The 18,006-nt window shown below is 68.1% G+C and carries 20 protein-coding genes; 16 read left to right on the plus strand and 4 right to left on the minus strand.

Annotated features, from left to right (window positions below; genetic code table 11):
• The first annotated feature begins 6 nt into the window (after nt 1-6).
• The 4 genes from DMH03_RS06080 (at nt 7) to DMH03_RS06095 (ending at nt 4,083) form a co-directional block, all read left to right on the plus strand.
• Complete coding sequence (locus tag DMH03_RS06080) at nt 7-1,653, plus strand: hypothetical protein (RefSeq protein ID WP_125790962.1); 1,647 nt, start codon at nt 7-9, stop codon at nt 1,651-1,653.
• Between the two features lie 4 nt (nt 1,654-1,657).
• The gene (locus DMH03_RS06085; protein WP_125790963.1) at nt 1,658-2,428 is read left to right on the plus strand and encodes an ESX secretion-associated protein EspG; all 771 of its coding nucleotides are present in this window, start codon (nt 1,658-1,660) and stop codon (nt 2,426-2,428) included.
• A gap of 167 nt (nt 2,429-2,595) precedes the next feature.
• The gene (locus DMH03_RS06090; protein WP_199746184.1) at nt 2,596-2,913 is read left to right on the plus strand and encodes a hypothetical protein; all 318 of its coding nucleotides are present in this window, start codon (nt 2,596-2,598) and stop codon (nt 2,911-2,913) included.
• 45 nt (nt 2,914-2,958) lie between these two features.
• Nucleotides 2,959-4,083 carry a transglycosylase SLT domain-containing protein gene (locus DMH03_RS06095; protein WP_125790964.1) on the plus strand — a complete coding sequence of 375 codons (1,125 nt, stop codon included), beginning with the start codon at nt 2,959-2,961 and terminating at the stop codon, nt 4,081-4,083.
• A 61-nt stretch (nt 4,084-4,144) separates the two neighbouring features.
• Here the strand turns inward: DMH03_RS06095 and DMH03_RS06100 are convergent, their stop codons facing one another.
• Nucleotides 4,145-5,332, minus strand: coding sequence for an FAD-dependent monooxygenase (locus DMH03_RS06100; protein ID WP_125790965.1), 1,188 nt, complete (start codon nt 5,330-5,332; stop codon nt 4,145-4,147).
• Nucleotides 5,333-5,492: 160 nt separating this feature from the next.
• On the opposite strand from DMH03_RS06100, the gene DMH03_RS06105 reads away from it, so the two are divergent.
• The 3 genes from DMH03_RS06105 (at nt 5,493) to DMH03_RS06115 (ending at nt 7,863) form a co-directional block, all read left to right on the plus strand.
• Nucleotides 5,493-6,395 (plus strand): TetR/AcrR family transcriptional regulator C-terminal domain-containing protein, encoded by a 903-nt coding sequence (locus tag DMH03_RS06105; RefSeq protein WP_125790966.1) that lies wholly within the window; start codon nt 5,493-5,495, stop codon nt 6,393-6,395.
• Nucleotides 6,396-6,404: 9 nt separating this feature from the next.
• A complete protein-coding gene (locus DMH03_RS06110) occupies nt 6,405-7,592 on the plus strand; it encodes a pyridoxal phosphate-dependent aminotransferase (RefSeq protein ID WP_125790967.1) in 1,188 nt (395 codons plus the stop codon).
• Between the two features lie 85 nt (nt 7,593-7,677).
• Nucleotides 7,678-7,863 (plus strand): hypothetical protein, encoded by a 186-nt coding sequence (locus tag DMH03_RS06115; RefSeq protein ID WP_125790968.1) that lies wholly within the window; start codon nt 7,678-7,680, stop codon nt 7,861-7,863.
• On the opposite strand, the gene DMH03_RS06120 is transcribed toward DMH03_RS06115, so the two are convergent.
• From DMH03_RS06120 to DMH03_RS06130, 3 genes are all read right to left on the minus strand, one after another.
• Nucleotides 7,860-8,687 carry an SAM-dependent methyltransferase gene (locus DMH03_RS06120; protein WP_125790969.1) on the minus strand — a complete coding sequence of 276 codons (828 nt, stop codon included), beginning with the start codon at nt 8,685-8,687 and terminating at the stop codon, nt 7,860-7,862. The two genes, DMH03_RS06115 and DMH03_RS06120, sit on opposite strands and share 4 nt — an antisense overlap.
• A 92-nt stretch (nt 8,688-8,779) precedes the next feature.
• Nucleotides 8,780-9,370 (minus strand): HAD family phosphatase, encoded by a 591-nt coding sequence (locus DMH03_RS06125; protein ID WP_125790970.1) that lies wholly within the window; start codon nt 9,368-9,370, stop codon nt 8,780-8,782.
• Between the two features lie 2 nt (nt 9,371-9,372).
• Nucleotides 9,373-10,401, minus strand: a complete 1,029-nt coding sequence (locus DMH03_RS06130; RefSeq protein WP_125790971.1) for a low specificity L-threonine aldolase — start codon at nt 10,399-10,401, stop codon at nt 9,373-9,375.
• 135 nt (nt 10,402-10,536) lie between these two features.
• Between DMH03_RS06130 and DMH03_RS06135 the strand changes: the two genes are divergently transcribed.
• From DMH03_RS06135 to DMH03_RS06175, 9 genes are all read left to right on the plus strand, one after another.
• On the plus strand, nt 10,537-11,055 hold the full coding sequence (locus DMH03_RS06135) for a SigE family RNA polymerase sigma factor (protein WP_005152531.1): 519 nt from the start codon (nt 10,537-10,539) through the stop codon (nt 11,053-11,055).
• The gene (locus DMH03_RS06140; RefSeq protein ID WP_125790972.1) at nt 11,042-11,746 is read left to right on the plus strand and encodes a hypothetical protein; all 705 of its coding nucleotides are present in this window, start codon (nt 11,042-11,044) and stop codon (nt 11,744-11,746) included. Before DMH03_RS06135 ends, DMH03_RS06140 begins: the two co-directional genes overlap by 14 nt.
• A gap of 25 nt (nt 11,747-11,771) precedes the next feature.
• Nucleotides 11,772-12,365, plus strand: coding sequence for a TetR/AcrR family transcriptional regulator (locus DMH03_RS06145; RefSeq protein ID WP_125790973.1), 594 nt, complete (start codon nt 11,772-11,774; stop codon nt 12,363-12,365).
• An 89-nt stretch (nt 12,366-12,454) separates the two neighbouring features.
• A complete protein-coding gene (gene purB / locus DMH03_RS06150; RefSeq protein WP_125790974.1) occupies nt 12,455-13,885 on the plus strand; it encodes an adenylosuccinate lyase in 1,431 nt (476 codons plus the stop codon).
• A gap of 163 nt (nt 13,886-14,048) precedes the next feature.
• On the plus strand, nt 14,049-14,876 hold the full coding sequence (locus DMH03_RS06155; protein ID WP_125790975.1) for an ABC transporter substrate-binding protein: 828 nt from the start codon (nt 14,049-14,051) through the stop codon (nt 14,874-14,876).
• A gap of 5 nt (nt 14,877-14,881) precedes the next feature.
• Complete coding sequence (locus DMH03_RS06160; protein ID WP_125790976.1) at nt 14,882-15,655, plus strand: ABC transporter substrate-binding protein; 774 nt, start codon at nt 14,882-14,884, stop codon at nt 15,653-15,655.
• A gap of 8 nt (nt 15,656-15,663) precedes the next feature.
• Nucleotides 15,664-16,446: an ABC transporter substrate-binding protein gene (locus tag DMH03_RS06165; protein ID WP_125790977.1), complete on the plus strand. Its 783-nt coding sequence runs from the start codon at nt 15,664-15,666 to the stop codon at nt 16,444-16,446.
• Complete coding sequence (locus DMH03_RS06170; protein WP_125790978.1) at nt 16,447-17,205, plus strand: amino acid ABC transporter permease; 759 nt, start codon at nt 16,447-16,449, stop codon at nt 17,203-17,205.
• Nucleotides 17,202-17,942, plus strand: coding sequence for an amino acid ABC transporter ATP-binding protein (locus DMH03_RS06175; protein WP_125790979.1), 741 nt, complete (start codon nt 17,202-17,204; stop codon nt 17,940-17,942). Before DMH03_RS06170 ends, DMH03_RS06175 begins: the two co-directional genes overlap by 4 nt.
• Nucleotides 17,943-18,006: the final 64 nt, after the last annotated feature.

Here is an 18,006-nt window from a genome sequence, read left to right on the forward strand (position 1 = left end):
GGCGGCGTGAACGTTTCCGACCTCGCGGGCAGGCTCCGCGATCTTCGGTTCGACGGCTACACCGACACCGGGATCGCGACCGAGATCGAACGCTTCCGCAGCGGTGACGGCACCGGCAGCATCGGCATCGCCGTCGACGCGCTGAAGGCCGTGGCGGGCGCGCTCGCCGACACCGACAAGACACTGCGCGACGAGCTGGGCAAGCTCGGCGTGGAATGGCAGAGCGAGGCGGGTGGCGCCGCCGGTCAGGTGTTCACCGAGCAGGCCGGCTTTTCCCAGGACGCGAACTCGAAGGTCTCGCACTCCGCGGAGATGATCTTCGCCCAGGGTGAGGCCTTCAACCGGACGCTGCACAAGCTCCCGGATCCGGAAGTGGTCCGGAAGGGCGCCGGTGGGTTGACCATCGGCGACGTCGTGCTGAGCCTCATCGGGTTCGAGACCGACCACGCCAAGAGCGTCAGCGCCGCGAACAACGCGCGGGCGCAGGCGCAGGAGGCGTTGAACGACTACGCCAAGACGAGCGGTGAGAACCTGCTGTCGACCGACACCTTGGCCGACCCGCAGGCGATGAACCTCACCCAGACCACCGCCGCCGCCGGAGTGGGCGGCGGTTCCGGCGCGCTCGACCTCGCGGGCACGGCCACCGAGCTCACTCCGGACGGCAGTGTGCGCCCCGCGTCGGCCGCCGTCGAGTCGAAGTACGTGCCGCCGGTCGCTCAGCCCGTCGGCAATCCGAAGGCGCCGTCCTACGACGCCCCGACCCCGGCCTACGGCGTCGCGATGGGTGGCGGCGTGGCCCGCAAGACCGGGGCGTCGGCGCCCCACTCCAGTGTCACCGCTCCGGCGGCCGCGGCTCCGACCACGCCGTCCGGCACTTCGAGGCCGGTACCCGCGCCGGGCAGTGGCTGGATGACGCCGAACCGGCCCGCCCCGCAGCCGGAACAGGGCAGGCCGTCGTACCCGGTCACCGGCTCGCCCGTCACGCCGCCGTTCGTCCCGCCGGGTGCGCCGAACACCCCGAGCGTCCCGCCGGGCCCGTCCACCGGCAGCGCGCCGCCGAACAGCACCACGTCGGCGCAGCCCGCCGGCAAGTCGTTCGGCACCGGGCCCGGTATCGACAGCGCTCTCGGCAAGGGCCCCGGCTCCAGCTCCGGCCCCGGTGTCTTCGGCAACGTCGGCGGTGGTGACCAGGCGCTCGGCAAGGGTCGCTCGGTCGGCGCCGGACCGCAGACGCCGTTGGCCCCCGGCAACGAATCCGGCCGCGGCTTCCCCGCCGTCCCGAAGATCACCGGCCCGGCGGCAGGCGACCTCGGTGCGGGCGCCGCCGTGCGCGGCGCCGGTGTCGCGGGTGGCGCGCTGAGCGGCGACAAGGAACGCGACCGCCGTCCCCGGCAGGAAGGCGGCGGGAAACCGACCCGTCAGCTGCCGATCGGTGAGCTTCCCGAAGAAGAGGCCATGAAGCGCTCGGAGAAGATCGGCGCGAAACAGCCGAAGCCGGAGTCGAAGTTCATGGAGCGTGCGGCCACTCAGGACGTCGAAGACGATGCGGAGCACATCAGGCGTTACGGCGTCGACGACAAGGACCTGTTCACCGACGAGCGCATGGTGTCGCCCGACGTGATCGGTGACCACGGCAACCGCGAAGCGCGCTGAACCTGTGCCGAACGACAACGGCAGCCTGGTGCTGTCCGCACTCGAGTTCGAAATGCTCTGGGAAGCCGAACGGCTGCCCCGCCGCCATGTCGCACTCGACGTGCCGAGCCCCGGAACGACCCACACGGAGCGGGCGGCACTGATCGAAGAGGCCTGGGAATCCCTGCGTGCGCGAGGTCTCGCGCGGGGACACCAGGCGTCGGGCGAACTGGTCGACATGCTGAACCTGTTCGCGCACCCGCGGGTCGCGATCGACGTCTGGGTGTGGACCGACCGCGAGATCAAGGGGCAGGCGGTCAGCGTCGGCAACCAGGCGTTGCTCGGCGTGATCGACTCCGGCCAGGTGTGGCTGATCCCCGCCAGGGAGAGCTCCCTCGCCGAGGCCGCCGTCTCGGTCGCGGGCGATCTCGGTCCCGGCGTCGGCCAGTCGATCAGCATCCCGCACGACATCCTCCGCGATGCCGACGCCGCCGCCCGCGGCGACGCGAAAGCAATGGTCACCGCCTTGGAAGACCTGGACGTGCCACTGTGGCAGGCCCAGGAGGTGGCGGGCATGCTGCTCGGCCAGGAGGCGCGTGGCCAGTTCGGCGTCGAACGCGCGGGCCGCGACGGCCGCCCCCGCCGCGCGGAAAACGTGGTCGCCTTCTACGACACGGACGCGGGACGGTACCTGTTCCAGATCGCGCGGAACCGGGACGGCCGGGTTTGGGCGACCATCACCCCGGCGGACAACCAGCTGCTGGCGACGCGGATCCGGGAAGTCGCCGATTTCTGACTTGCCCGATTCGACTGTTTCGTGAACTCGATATCGGCGGGGTGGAAGTTGGCGTGGATACGCACACGGCCCACTGCCGAGGTCTTAAAGTAAGCGCGGGAACCGTTCTGATCGGCAGCGCGTCTGATCGGACGGATACGAGTTTTCCGTGAAGGGGATGACGAACCGTGCCTGTGTACGACCCGGAGTCGATGGGGATCGCCGCCGGTCAGGTGGAAAGGCTCAAGGACGAGTTCGAAAAGTCCAAGAAGCAGGTCACCGGCGTCGACGACGAAAAGGAAAGCCCGTTCGGGGCGATGGGCGGTTCGGGTGACGTCCACGGTGCCGTGGGCTCCTTCAAGGACGGCGTGCACAACGAGTTCGATTCGGCCGGAAAGCTGATGGAGGCCACCGCCTTCGTGCTGCGGAAGGCCGCCGGCTTGATCCAGGAGACCGAAGCCGTGCACGTGGACAATCTGAAGCTGCACGAGCACGGCAAGCAGTGAGCACGCGAAAGCCGGCCCCGGCGGGCCTGATTCCTAGGGGGCGTTGTGGGCGATATTGACTTCCCGCCGAACTGGTCACAGGTCACGGACAAGGCCAAACAAGTCGAGGGCATCAAGCCGGAAGCCATTCAGAAGGCCGCGGATCAGTTCCACACCGCCGCGTCGCAGGCAGGCGACCACAGTGCCTCGCTGAAGTCGTCGACCGACGCGTTGAACGGCGGCGTCTGGAAAGGTCCCGCCGCCGACGCCTTCTTCGATTACGTCAAACAGATCACCTCCGCGGGTGACCGGGTCAAGGGGCACCTAGAGGAGATCAGCAAGGACCTCGGCGAACTCCAGGTCCAGCTGAGCGACATCAAAGGCAAGATCGACGACGCCGCCAAGACGGCGCAGAAGACCATTCAGACGTGCATCGACACGGAGACGCCGAAGGTCGCGGCGGCTCGTAAGCAAGCGGCCGACGCGGCGGATCCGGACAAAAAGATCCAGCCGCCGAACCCGACCGCGGAACAGATCATCACCGCGGCCAATACCGCCAACCAGAAGACCGCCAGTTCGGCCGCCGAAAGCATCACCGGGCTGTTGACCCAGGCGGACGGGTTGATCAGCAAGTCGCAGCAGCTGATGAAGAAGGACATCGAGGGCGGTGGTTACGCCGCGGTCCCGATGCCCGGCAAGGACGGCAGCGTCCCCAAGCGCACCGGCGGGCTCCACACCGGAGGTGGCGGTGGCGGCGGGGGCGGCGGCGGCGGCGGTGGCGGTGGGGGCGGCGGCCTCGGCCCCAGCGGCGGTCCGCCGTCGACGACGCCGCCGGGCAACGTCCAGCAGTGGATCCAGGAGGCCATCAAGATCCTGCAGGCCGCCGGGATCCCGGTGACCGAGGCGGACATCCAGAAGATCTGGACGATCATCGAGAAGGAGTCCGGCGGTAACCCCAACGCCATCAACGACTGGGACTCCAACGCGGCGAAGGGCACGCCGTCGAAGGGTTTGATGCAGTGCATCGACCCGACCTTCAACGCGCACAAGCTTCCCGGGCACGACGACATCTACAACCCGGTGGACAACATCATCGCTGGCGTCCGGTACACGTTCTCGCGGTACGGCGGCTTCGAGGGGCACCCAGGGCTGAAGTCCATGGCCGGTGGCGGCGGTTACCAGGGCTACTGACGCGAGTTACGTCTCTGATCACGCGAGTTACGCCTTCGCGCCCATCGGAACCGTTCCTGTCTCACGAGTAATCCTTGAGTACCAGACCATTCGCGGCGTCGGTCAGTGGTCGCATGGCCGCCTTCATCACCCGGTCCCGGAACGGCAGGTAAGGCAGCAGCCGCATCGACTGGATCTGCTTCCACTGCCGAAACCGCGTCTGCTTCTTCTGGTTCATCGAAGCCAGTGCCTGGTTCTGGAGTATGAACGACCGCATTTCCCTTTCGTAGGAAGCGAAAGCGGCGCGGTGCTCACGAGAAGCCGCCAGTGAACCGGCGAGCACATAGGCTCCGACGAGCGCCAAACTGGTGCCCTGTCCCGAGAGTGGCGATGGGCCGTAGCCCGCGTCGCCGACCAGCGTGACGCGTCCTTCGGTGAACCGGTCCATCCGGATCTGGGTCATGGAATCGAAGTACAGCTCGCTCGACTCCATTTCCCGCAACAGTCGCGGGATTTCCCAGCCCTGGCCCCGGAATCGGTCGGCGATCAGCTTCCGTTGCCGCTCGACGTCATAGCGGTCGAAGTCGAGTTCCGGTGACTGGAAGCCGAGCATCGCCCGCGCTTCGGTGTTCTTGCGCGCGCTGTACAGCCCGGCCAGCTTTCCCGGGGTCAGATGGAACGTCTGCCAGCGGTCCAGATCGAGGAAGTTCGGCACGGTGAACACCGCGAGGTAGGTGTCGAGATAGTGCGAGAACTGTTTCTCCGCCCCGAAAACCAGTGCTCGCACGGCCGAGTGCTGGCCGTCCGCGCCGACGACGAGGTCGAAGTCCCGCGCCTCACCGCGAGCGAAGGTGACCCGGACGCCGTCGGCTCCCTGCGCGATCTCGGTGACCCAGTCCCCGTAGACGTACTCGACGCCTTCCTGAGCGACCGACGCCAGTGTGTCGGTGAGTTCGTCCCGCAGGATCTCCACGTCTTCGCTGTCGGTGAGCCCGCCGGTCAACGTGTGGTCGGTGACCTTCACGAGAGTCTTCCCCGCGCCGTTCACGAACGACATCCCGCGCATGTCGGTGCTCAGCTCCCGGAGGCGCCCGAGCACCCCCATCCGGTCGACGACGCCGAGCGCCGTACCCCGGATATCGACCGCGTGCCCGCCGGCGCGGGGCGCGGGGGCCCGCTCGACGACTGTCGGCGCGAAACCGTGCCGCCGCAGCCAGTACGCCAGCGTCGTACCGGCGATTCCCGCCCCCGAAATCAGGACCTTCCGCATGTCCACTCCCTGTGTACGGTGTTGTGAAGCACTGCGTACAACGTATGAACGGCAGCCCTGAGACCCAGGAAAAAGCGTAGAAAATCTCCGATGCACTAGTGCGGTTAAGCTAGTGCGGCAGGTGGGACGGGACCAGGTGCACTATGGCAAGGGAGCCGACATGACCGATCCGCCCTACCTGCGGATCGCCGCCGAGATCCGCGGCCGGATCACCTCCGGTGAGCTGCGCGAGGGCGACAAGGTCCCGTCGACGCGCCGGATCATCGCTGAGTGGGGCGTCGCGATGGCGACCGCGACGAAGGTGCTCGCCACACTGAAGCGGGACGGCCTGGTCGTCGCCAAACCCGGCGCGGGCACGGTCGTCGCGAGCCGCACCCGGAAACCCGCGCCGAGAACCGAGGCGGAGCTGTCACGCGAGCGGGTGGTGAAGGCCGCGATCCGGATCGCCGACGCCGAGGGTATTCGCGCGCTCTCGATGCGCCGCGTCGCGTCCGGACTCGGCGTCGCGACGATGGCGCTTTATCGCCATGTCGCCGCGAAGGAGGAGCTGATCCTCGAGATGGCGGACATGGCGCTCGGCGAAATCCGCTTCCCGCCCGAACCGCCGCCCGGCTGGCGGGCCCAGCTGGAGCTGATGGCGAGGGCGCAATGGGCGCTGTTCCGGCGGCATCCCTGGCTCGCGCAGGCGCTCTCGATCACCCGCCCGCAGCCACTGCCGAACCTGCTGACCCATGCGGATTGGGCGACCCGCGCTCTCGACGGCCACGGCCTCCCGGCGTCGACGATCATGTACGCGCACATCACGATCTTCAACCATGTACGCGGTATCGCCCTCAGTTTCGAGGCCGAAGCCGACACCGAATCCGGGACGGCGGTCTCGGCCGACGCCTGGCTGGCGGAGCATGAGCCGATCCTCTGGGATCTGGTCTCCGGCGGTCGTTTCCCGAACTTCGCCGGCGTCGTCTCGCGCGCCCCGTTCGACTACGACCTCGACACGCTCTTCGAGTTCGGCCTCCAACGGCTTCTCGACGGGTTCTCGGTTCTCCTCGCGAAGGCGGGTTAGCCTCACCCCATGTCTTTCCCTGGTCCCGCAACACGTTCCGACGTCCCGCCGTTCCACGTCATGGACGTCCTTTCGGCAGCGCAGGCCCGGCAGCGCAGCCACGGCGACCTCGTCCCGCTGCTCGCGGGGCAACCGTCGGCGCCCGCGCCGCGCCCCGTGCTCGAGGCCGCGCAGCGGGCGCTGAAGGACCACACGCTCGGCTACACCGAGCAACTCGGCGTCCCGGAACTGCGTGAGGCCGTCGCGGCGCACTACAACCGCACGTACCCGGTCGACGTGAGTCCGCAGGACGTCATCATCACGACCGGGTCCTCCGGCGGTTTCCTGCTCTCGTTCCTCAGCGCCTTCGAGGCCGGTGACCGGGTCGCGATGGCGCGCCCCGGCTACCCGGCCTACCGCAACCTGCTGAAGGTGCTCGGTTGCGAGGTCGTCGAGTTCGCCACCGGGGCGGGGACGAACTTCCAGCCGACCGTCGCGTTGCTCGACGAACTGGGGCCGATCAAGGGACTGATCGTGGCCAGTCCGAGCAACCCCACCGGCACCGTCCTGCCGCCGGGCGAACTCGCCGCGATCAGCGGCTGGTGCGCGTCACGCGGCGTGCGGTTGATCAGCGACGAGATCTACCACGGGATCTCCTACGGCGCCGGACTCGATTGCGCCTGGCAGTACGGTGACGAAGCGCTCGTCCTGGGTTCGTTCTCCAAGTATTTCGCCATGACGGGCTGGCGGCTCGGCTGGATGCTCGCGCCTCAGCGGCTGCATCGCGCGATCGACGTCCTGACCGGCAACTTCACCATCTGCCCGCCCGCGGTGTCCCAGCACGCCGCGATCGCCGCGTTCACTCCGGAGGGGTACGCGGAAGCCGACGGCCATGTCGAGCGCTACCGGGCCAACCGCGACGTGCTCTTCAGCGGTCTCAAGGGCATCGGTATCGACAAGCTCGCGCCGGCCGAAGGCGCCTTCTACGCCTACGCCGACGTCTCCGCGTACACGAACGACAGTCTCAGTTGGTGCCAGCGTCTCCTCGCCGAGACCGGTGTCGCGATCGCCCCGGGTATCGACTTCGACGTGCGCGACGGCGGCCGGTTCGTGCGGTTTTCCTTCGCGGGCTCGCGCGAAGACATCGACGAGGGCGTCCGCAGGCTGGGCGACTGGCTCACCGCTCAGGGGGAACCCGGAGTTCTCCCTGAACGTTAGCCGGAAAGAAGGCGCTCACGACTCCCGCCTGACAACCTGGACTCACCAGGCCCGCTTGGGCAAGGTGAGGCAATCGGAGGATGCCATGTTCTGGAAGATCGTCGGCGGCCTGATTCTGGCTTGGGTGGCCTTCATGGTGCTCGGTTCCGTGCTCGGTTTCCTCGTGAAGGCCGTCTTTTGGATCGCCGTCATCGGCGGCGCGGTCTTCCTCGGCACGGCCGCGTACGGCGCCATCAAGGGCAAGGGCGCCTCGAAGCAGCTTCGCCGCTAAGGCTTACGCGCCACCCCGCCGAGCGACGTGAAGTTCACGGGCGAAGGCGGGGTGAAGCGCGGGCCGTCCGGCCACCACAGGTGCGGGTACGTCAGCCCGGGCTCCATGAGGTCGACTCCCTCGAAGAACGACTCGATCTCCTCGCGCGTCCGGTACAGCGTGTCCAGCCCGGTGCCGGTGAAGCGTTTTTCGAGTGACGTCGCGATGTCGGCGGCTTCGGTGCCGTCGGCGGGATTGTGCTGGTGCAGCAGCGCGACGAACGAGCCTGGGGCCAGCGCGTCGACGTAGGCGCGGACGATCTTCCGCGCCTCGTCGAGATCCTGGATGTGGTGGACGATCGCGCACAGGATCAGCCCGACCGGCCGGTCGAACTCCAGCCGGTGGGTGCGCGCGAGTTCCTCGATGACCTCGTCCGGTTTGGTGAGGTCGGCGGCAGCCATATGCGCGAAGTCGTTCGCCGCGAGCATCGCGCGGCCGTGCGCCTGGACCACCGGATCGTGGTCGACGTAGACGACCCGCGCCTCGGGGTTGTACCGCTGCGCGACCTGATGCGTGTTGTCCGAGGTCGGGAAGCCGGAGCCGAGGTCGAGGAACTGGTCGATGCCTTCCCGGTCGGTCAGGTAGCGCACCGTCCGGACCAGCCAGTGCCGGACCTCCTTGGCCATGGTCCTGGCATCCGGCGAGAGTTCCAGGATCTGGCGCAGGACCACCCGGTCGGCCTCGTAGTTGTCCTGGCCGCCCATGAGCGCGTCGAAGACCCGCGCGATACTCGGCCGATCGAAATCGACGGGCACGAGCGGCCGCCGGCCGTCTGGACCAGGCATGGGCACCTACCGTGGGAAAACTCGGTTCGGGACGCGAATCAGCTTAGGTCATCCGCTTCACCGCGCGTAAGCGGATGAGCGGCGAGGGTGAATTATTCCTCCGAAGAGCCGAAGGCAGATTGCGCTGTTGTCACGCCGACCCAGCGTTCCGCCTTCATCCCCACCGCCCGCGCACCGTCCACATTGGACTGTCGATCGTCGAAGAACAGGCAGTCGGCCGGTTCGGCGCCGAGTTCGGCGAGCAGGATCCGGTAGATCTTCGCGTCGGGCTTCATGCAGCCCAGGTCACCGGAGAAGAGCTTCACGCGGAACAGGTTCGCCCACTCCTGCTCGCGTACCCAGCGTCCGAAGGTCGACGAAGCGTTCGAGAGCAGCGCGAGCGCCGCGCCGGCTTCGTGCAGTCCTTCCAGCAGATCGAGAACATCCGGTTCGACGTGCGTCCAGCCGGTGACGTCGATGCTGGTCAGCTCGTCGGCGAAGGCCTTGTCGACCGGGTGATCCAGCGCGCGGCCGACGCTCTGCCAGTACTCGAGATCCGTGCCGCCGGAGTCGTACCGGACCCGTTCGGCCCAGTAGTGCGGTTCGAAGTCGGCGACTTCGCGGTCGAAGGCCTTGGCCAGTGTGGGCAGCGCGTCGGTGTGCGCGCTGATGACGTCGCCGTAGTCGAAGACGATCCAGTTCACGGTCAGCCCCCGGTCTTGATGCGTTGAAGGGTTTCTTCGATGTCGGCCGCCGAGAGGTCCCGGTGCGCCACGAAGCGGATCCTGCCCGAACTGGGCAGCGTCCGGATGCCGAGTCCGGCCAGCCACGCCAGCCGTCCTTCGAGGTCGGGCGCGGTGACCTGCACGATGTTGGTGTCGGGAGTGTTGACCTCCCAGCCGTGCTCGGCGAGCCCGGTCGCGAGCCGTGTGGCGTTCTCGTGGGTCTCGGCGAGGTCGCCGACGCGGTCCAGCGCGACCATGCAGGCCGCGGCAAGCACACCGCCTTGGCGGATGCCGCCGCCGAGCATCTGACGCATCCGCCGCGCCTTCTCGACGAACTCCGGGCTGCCCGCCACCACCGAGCCGACGGGTGCGCCGAGCCCCTTGGAGAAGCAGGCGGAAACGGTGTCGACGCCGACCGTGAGCGCCGCGGGCGGGACCTCCAGCGCGACGGCCGCGTGCCAGAGGCGGGCGCCGTCGAGGTGCACGGTCAGCCCGGCCTCCTTCGCCACCGCGACGAGTCGCGCGTGCTCGTCCGGCGGGGTGACGGCGCCGCCCGCGGAGTTGTGCGTGTTCTCCAGGCACAGCAGCGGGGTGTGCAGCGCGTAGTACGGCCCGCGCGGGTTGCCGATCGCGGCCGAAAGCGATTCGGGCGTCGGCCGTCCCGGCCCGCCGTCGTGCTCCAGCGGCTCCGGCATGCCACCCGCGAGCCAGGCGGCGGAACCGAGTTCGTCGGTGATCACGTGTGCGCCGCGCGGCGCGAGGAACCGGTCGCCACGCTGGAGATGGATGCTCAACGCGATCAGGTTCGCCATGGTCCCGCTCGGCGTCCAGAGCGCCGCGGGCATGCCGAGCAGTTTCGCGGCGCGCTGTTCCAGTGCGCCGACGGTCGGATCGCCGTCGAGGACGTTGTCGCCGACCTCGGCATCCGCCATCGCCTGGCGCATGACGTCGTCCGGCCGGGTCACGGTGTCGGAGCGGAAATCGATCAACGGGAGAGAGCGCGAGGTCACGGTACGATCACATCACATCGTCGGGCCCGCCATGAATCTCCTCCCCGGCTGGTCCCCCGCGCCCGCTCATGCAACCGTGGACGCCCCCGGTTCCGTCCTACCCACCGACGAGGCAAGAGCGGAGACAAAACCCGCGTGAACCAGCGCGACGAACAAGAGTTCGCGGAGTACTTCGCCGCGAAGCGGGACTCCGTGCGCAGGACCGCGTACATGCTCTGCGGTGACTGGCATCGCGCGGACGATCTCGCGCAGACGGCGTTCGTCGCGCTGCACCGGAGGTGGAAGAAGATCAGAGAACGGGCGGCGACCGACGCCTACGTGCGAAAGACGCTGGTCAGGGCGGCCATCGACGAGTCGAGGCGGCCGTGGCGGCGGGAGTGGCAGACCGAAGAGCTGCCCGAACCGCCGCAGGACGGCTTCGACCTCGGCGAACAGGTCGTCACCAGGGAAGACCTACTGGCCGCGTTACGCGAAGTGCCCCCGAAGCAGCGGGCCGTGCTGGTGCTGCGGTTCTTCGAGGGGCTCGACGTCGGAGCGGCGGCGAAGGCTCTCGGGTGCAGCGAAGGAAACGTGAAGAGCCAGACCGCGCGAGGGCTGGCGAACCTCAGGCAGGTCATGGAGAAGGAGGAGGTGGCACGGGATGGACGAGAATGATCTGAAGGCGTTGTTCCGTGACGCCCCCGGCGACGCGCCGTCGCCGACCTTCGACACTTCCGACGTCGTCCGCGCCTCCAAACGCGCCACTGCCCGACGCCGAAACGGTATCGCGGTGGCCTGTAGTGCGGTGGTTTTGGTCTTGGCCGGAGCGGGCATGTTCGGCGTGCTCGGCGGAACCGACCTCCAGCTGGGGAGCGGGGCCAAATCCGATCAAGAAGCGGCGACCGCCGGGCAACCCGGGGCCGCGTCCGCACGTCCTCTTGACAGCGGGGACCCCTCGAACTTCTCGAACCCGCCGCCTCAGCAGGGGGGCGACGGGCCAGAGAGGACCGGCCGGATGACGGCCGAAGGCACCTACGGGTGCGACCAGGTGGACCGGGAGCTCGCCACCGCCCTCGCTGGCGAGCTCCCGGTCCCCGTGGATGTCGCCAAGTCGACGCCCGGCGACATCTGTACGACGGGAGCCAGGTCCGCGGGGTTCCAGGTGCCCGGCGGCACCGTCTCCGCCACGGTCTTCCCCGCGGGCGCGGCCATCCCGTCGCTGCCGACCGGCGCGTCCAGCGCGCAGCGGATCACCGGCAAGGGTTCCCTGGTGGTCGTGGTGAGCCTCGGTGACGGCTCGGGCGGGCCCGCCTTCTCCGAGCCCGAGGTCGACAGGCTTGTCGGCGTGCTCGCCGCCCGGTACTGAGTCGGTCCTGGCAAAATAGCCCGCCATGACCGTCGCAGCGACAACGCCGAAGGGTGAGCGACGCCGTGCCGAGCTCATCGAGGCCGCCGCGTCGTTGCTGGCCGAGGGCGGATTCGACGCCGTGCGGCATCGTGCGGTCGCCGAACGCGCCGGGCTGCCGCTGGCCTCGACGACGTACTACTTCGATTCGCTCGACGAGCTCGTCACCGCCGCCGTGGAACACCACGCGAAGGTGGAATTGGAGACCGGACGGCAGCGCCTCGACGAGCTGGCGACCCGCAACCGCGGTGTCGAGGCCACCGTCGATCTGGTGCTGGACATGCTCCTCGGGCCGCTTCGCCCGGATCGCGAGGCCGACGCCGAAGCGGTCCTCCTGCGCTACGAACGCCTCGTCGGGACAGGCCGTCGTCCGTACCTTCGGCCCCTGATGCGGACGCTGTCCGCGCAGCTGTACGAGCTGCTTCACGAGATCTTCGCGCGCTCCGGCACCCCTGTGGACGCTGTCGAACTGGAGCGGCTGGTCGCCTTGGTCGACGGCGCCGTGGTCAACGCGCTGATCGAGGTCGACCCGGAGCCGCGTGCCGCCGCCTCGCGCATGCTCCAGGCGGCCCTCGCCTGAACTCCGCGTTTCGTCCTCTGAATGCGGTGGTTCGCGACGCCAACTACCGCATTCAGAGGACGGAACGCGGGGCGGGTTAGTCTGGCCGCGTGACGGACAAGCCCCGCATCCCCAACGTGCTCGCCGGCCGCTACGCCTCGCCTGAGCTGGTCGAACTGTGGTCCCCGGAACGCAAGGTCGTGCTGGAGCGTGAGCTCTGGCTCGCCGTGCTCCGCGCGCAGGCCGACCTCGGCGTCGAGGTGCCGGACGGTGTCGTCGCCGACTACGAACGCGTGCTGGAGCAGGTCGACCTCGACTCGATCGCCGCGCGCGAGCGGGTCACCCGGCACGACGTGAAGGCCCGCATCGAGGAGTTCAACGCGCTCGCCGGGCACGAGCACGTCCACAAGGGCATGACGTCGCGTGACCTCACCGAGAACGTCGAGCAGCTGCAGGTGCGGCGCTCGCTCGAGCTGGTGCGCTCGCGGGTCGGCGCGGTGCTCGCCCGGGTCACCGCGATCGCGGTCGAACACGCCGACACGGTGATGGCGGGCCGTTCGCACAACGTCGCCGCGCAGGCGACGACCCTTGGCAAGCGGTTCGCCACCGCCGCCGACGAACTGCTCGTCGCGTTCGACCGGCTCGAGAACCTGATCGAGCGGTATCCGCTGCGCGGCATCAAGGGCCCGGTCGGCACCGCGCAGGACATGCTCGACCTGCTCGGTGACGAGTCCACTTTGGACGAACTGGAGTCGCGGGTCGCGGCCCACCTCGGCTTCGAGAACGTGTTCACCAGCGTTGGCCAGGTGTACCCGCGCTCGCTCGACTTCGACGTGCTGTCGACCGTGGTCCAGCTGGCCGCGGCGCCGTCGAGCCTGGCGAAGACGATCCGCCTGATGGCTGGCCACGAACTGGTCACCGAGGGCTTCAAACCGGGCCAGGTCGGCTCGTCGGCCATGCCGCACAAGATGAACACGCGTTCGTGCGAGCGGGTCAACGGGCTCGCCGTGGTGCTGCGCGGCTACCTTTCGATGATCGGCGAGCTCGCCGGCGACCAGTGGAACGAAGGCGACGTGTCCGACTCCGTCGTCCGCCGGGTCGCGCTGCCCGACGCGTTCTTCGCGCTCGACGGTTTGCTGGAGACGTTCCTCACGGTGCTGGCCGAGTTCGGCGCCTTCCCGGCGGTCATCGGGCGTGAGCTCGATCGCTATCTGCCGTTCCTCGCGACCACCAAGGTGCTCATGGCCTCGGTCCGCGCGGGGGTCGGACGTGAAACCGCTCACGAGGCGATCAAGGAGAACGCCGTCGGCGTCGCGCTCGCGATGCGGGAGCAGGGACTCGCGGAGAACGACCTCCTCGACCGGCTCGCCGCCGACGAGCGCATCCCGCTCGACCGCGGTGAGCTGGACAAACTCCTCGCCGACCGGATCTCGTTCACCGGTGTCGCGCCCCGTCAGGTGGCCGCGATCGCGTCGCGCGTCGAGGGCATCCTGGAGCGTTTCCCGGAGGCGGCGAACTACTCGCCGGCCCCGATCCTCTGACCTGTGAGCAGCCCCACCACGGGGCGTTCACAGAGTGAGACGAAGTTACTCGATCGGGCGAAATGCCTAATCTCGATCGCTGAACCCGGAGCGCCAGGCCGCCCATGAGGCGGCCTGGCGTGTTTGTATCGCGCCTTGCGCGCCGAAACCCACGGAAGAAGCGATGAGATCCACGCTGTCGAAATTCGTCGCCGTCGTCACGGCCGGAGCGGCCACCCTCGCCCTCGCCGCCTGCGGCTCCGGTGACGCGGGCGCGACCGCCCAGAAGCTGCGGGTCGGCACCCTGACCGACGCGCCGCCGTCCATCTACCTGGAGAACGGCACCTTCACCGGCTACGACAACGAACTGCTGCGCGACATCGCGAAGCGCGAGGGCTTCGAGGTCGAATTCGTCGGCACCGAGTTCGCCGGCCTGCTGGCCTCCGTCGCCACCAACAAGTTCGACATCGGCAGCTCCACGATCTCCACCACCGAGGCCCGTAAGAAGACCGTCGCGTTCAGCAACGGCTACAGCACCGGGTTCACCACGATCCTCACCAAGAAGGGCGCGTCCCTCAAGGACGTCGGCGCCTTCAACGGCAAGCGGCTCGGCGTCGTGCAGGCGTCGGTGCAGGACGACTTCGCCACCGGCAAGGTGCCCGGCGCCAACGTCGTGCGCTTCCCCGACTACAACGCGGGTTTCGCGCAGCTGAAAGCGGGCAGCCTGGACGGGTGGGTCGTGCCGAAGGACATCGGGCAGAAGTACATCGATCAGAATCCGGGCGTGCCGCTGGAGTTCGGCTACACCGTCGAGACCAAGGACACGCCGTCCGCGTTCGCCGTCCGCAAGGACAACAAGGAACTGCTGAAGAAGCTCAACGACGGCCTCGCGAAGGCCGTGGCGGACGGCACCGTCGCCCGCCTGCACGCTCAGTTCTTCAAGACCGAGCCGCTGCCCAAGGAACTCGAAAAGGGCGGCCCCGGCCTGCCCGTCCAGAACGCGGGGATTTGAAAACGATGAAGAAAACCTTGCTCGCCACGCTGGCCGCTGGGCTCGTCGCCGTCCTCGCCGCTTGCGGTGGCGGCGAGTCCGCCACCGAGAAGACCCTGCGCGTCGGGACGCTGAGCGACGCCCCGCCGAACATCTACGTCGAGAACGGCAACTACACCGGCTTCGACAATGAGCTGCTGAAGGCCATCGCCGCCAAGCAGAACCTGAAGCTCGAGTTCGCCTCGACCGACTTCTCGTCGCTGCTCGGCCAGGTCGCGAACAACCAGTTCGACATCGGCAGCTCGGCCATCGCGCAGACCGACGAGCGCAAGAAGAACGTCGACTTCTCCAGCCCGTACAACTTCGAGGTCATGAGCATCCAGACCAAGGACGGCTCGCCGATCACCGACGAGAAGGCCTTGTCCGGCAAGCGGGTCGCGGTCATCCAGGCGACCGTCGGCGACAAGTGGCTGACCTCGACGGTGCCGGACGCGCAGGCCGTGCGCTTCCCCGGGTACGCCCCGGCGCTGGCCGCGCTCAAGAGCGGTGCCGTCGACGCCTACGTCCTCGACCAGGCGATCGCCGAGACGAACGTCAAGGACAGCGCCGACGTGAAGCTCAAGGTCGTCAAGTCCTTCACCACCGACGTGCCACACGGCTTCGCGGTGAAGAAGGGCAACACCGAACTGCAAACGAAGATCAACGAGGGCCTCAAGCAGGTCATCGCCGACGGCACCTGGGTCAAACTGCACGAGAAGTTCCTGCCGACGGCGCCGGTCCCCGACCAGTTCAAGGCGTGAGGATCACCATGAAGAAGTCACTCGCCGCCGTCGTCGGTGCTGCCCTCGTGGCGGTGCTGGCGGCGTGCGGCGGCGGCGAGAACGCGAGCGGTGACACGCTTCGCGTCGGCACCCTCAGCGACTCGAAACCCAACGCCTATCAGGAAAACGGCGTGTTCACCGGATTCGACAACGAGCTGCTGAAGGCGATCGCCGCGCACCAGAACCTGAAGCTCGAGTTCGTCTCCACGGAGTTCTCGGCCCTGCTGAGCCAGGTCGCGAACGGCAAGTTCGACATCGGCAGTTCCGGTATCTCGCAGACCGACGAACGCCGGAGGACGGTCGACTTCTCGGCGCCGTACAACTACCAGTCACTCGGCATCGAGACCCGCGAGGGCGTCGGCATCACCGACGAGAACTCGTTGGCGGGCAAGCGGATCGGTGTCGTCCAGGGCACGGTGTCGGACAGCTGGCTGGCAGCCAACGCACCCGCCGCGCAGGCCGTGCGGTTCCCGCAGGACGCCGCGACGCTGGCCGCGCTCAAGTCGGGCGCGATCGACGGCGCGATCTTCGACCGGGCGACCGCCGAGGACTACGCGGCGAAGAACCCGGACGCGAAGCTCAAGGTGGTCAAGGCGATCACCACGACCATCCCGCACGGGTTCGCCGTGAAGAAGGGCAACACCGAACTCGCGGGCAAGATCAACGCGGGTCTCAAGGCGGTCATCGCCGACGGGACATGGGAAAGGGTGCACCGTCGGTTCGAACCGAACGCGCCGGTGCCCGTGGAATTCAAGGCCGGGCAGAAGTAAGTGGACGACTTCCTCAACACGTTCCTGAACTGGGAGTACATCTGGGAGGTCTTCCCGGACCTCCTCGGGACCGGCCTGCTGAACACGCTGATCATGTCGGTGTTCTCGGCGCTGATCGGCACCGTGCTCGGCATGGTGCTGGCCACGATGGGCCTGTCCAGCAAGGTGTGGCTGCGCTGGCCCGCCAGGGTGTACACCGACATCTTCCGCGGCCTGCCCGCGATCCTGACCATCCTGGTGATCGGGCAGGGCGGCGGGATCCTCATCCCGTCGATGGCCAGGAACACCTACCCGCTCGGCATTCTGGCGCTCAGCCTGATCGCGGCCGCCTACATCGGCGAGATCTTCCGCGCCGGTATCCAGAGTGTCGAAAAAGGACAGATGGAGGCCAGTCGCGCGCTGGGCATGAGCTACACCAAGGCGATGACGCTCGTCGTCATCCCGCAGGGGGTGCGGCGGGTGCTGCCCGCGCTGGTGAACCAGTTCATCGCGCTGATCAAGGACTCCAGCCTGGTGTACTTCCTCGGCTTCCTCGCCGAGCAGCGTGACCTGTTCCGGATCGGGCAGGACCTCGCGGCCAACACCGGGAACCTGTCGCCGCTGGTCGCGGCCGGGTTCTTCTACCTGGTGATCACCGTGCCGCTGACGCATCTGGTCAACTACATCGACAAGAAGCTGCGCACCGGCCGGAAGATCCGCGTCGATGACGACGGCGGCGATGTGGGCCTCCTGAACAGCGGAAAGGTGCCGATGTCATGACGACCGCCGTACGTTCTTCGAGCGTCGAACTCCGCGACATCCACGTCTCCTTCGGCACCCTCGAAGTGTTGAAGGGCGTGAATCTCAAGGTCGAGAAGGGCCGCACGACCTGCGTCATCGGGCCGTCCGGCTCCGGCAAGTCGACGCTGCTGCGCTGCGTGAACCGGCTACAGGAGCCTGATTCGGGTGACCTGCTGCTGGGCGGCGAGAGCGTCATCCGGTCCGATCCGGACGCGTTGCGTCAGCGGGTCGGGATGGTGTTCCAGCACTTCAACCTGTTCGGGCACCGCAGCGTGCTGGACAACATCACCCTGCCGCTGCGCAGCGTCCGCAAACTCGGCAAGGCGGAGGCCGCGGAGATCGCGCACGCCCGGCTCGCCGAGGTCGGCCTCGCCGACAAGGCGCCGTACCGGCCGAGCGCGCTCTCGGGCGGGCAGCAGCAGCGGGTCGCGATCGCACGTGCGCTCGCCATGGAGCCCGAGGTCATGCTGTTCGACGAGGCGACCAGCGCACTGGACCCGGAGCTGGTCAAGGGTGTCCTCACCCTGATGGCGGGGCTGGCCGAGCGCGGCCTGACGCTGCTCGTGGTCACCCACGAGATGGGTTTCGCGCGCGGCGTCGCCGACGAGGTCGCGTTCATGGACGACGGGAAGATCGTCGAACAGGGAGCTCCGGAGGCGATCTTCGACGCTCCGCGGAGCGAACGGCTTCAGAGGTTCCTGTCGCAGGTGTTGTGAGGGGGCTGCGGTTGATCCCCAGCCCGGACTCGGTGACCGCCACGTTCGCTCCACAAGCACCAGC

The organism is Amycolatopsis sp. WAC 01376, from assembly GCF_003947415.1.
Lineage (GTDB): Bacteria > Actinomycetota > Actinomycetes > Mycobacteriales > Pseudonocardiaceae > Amycolatopsis.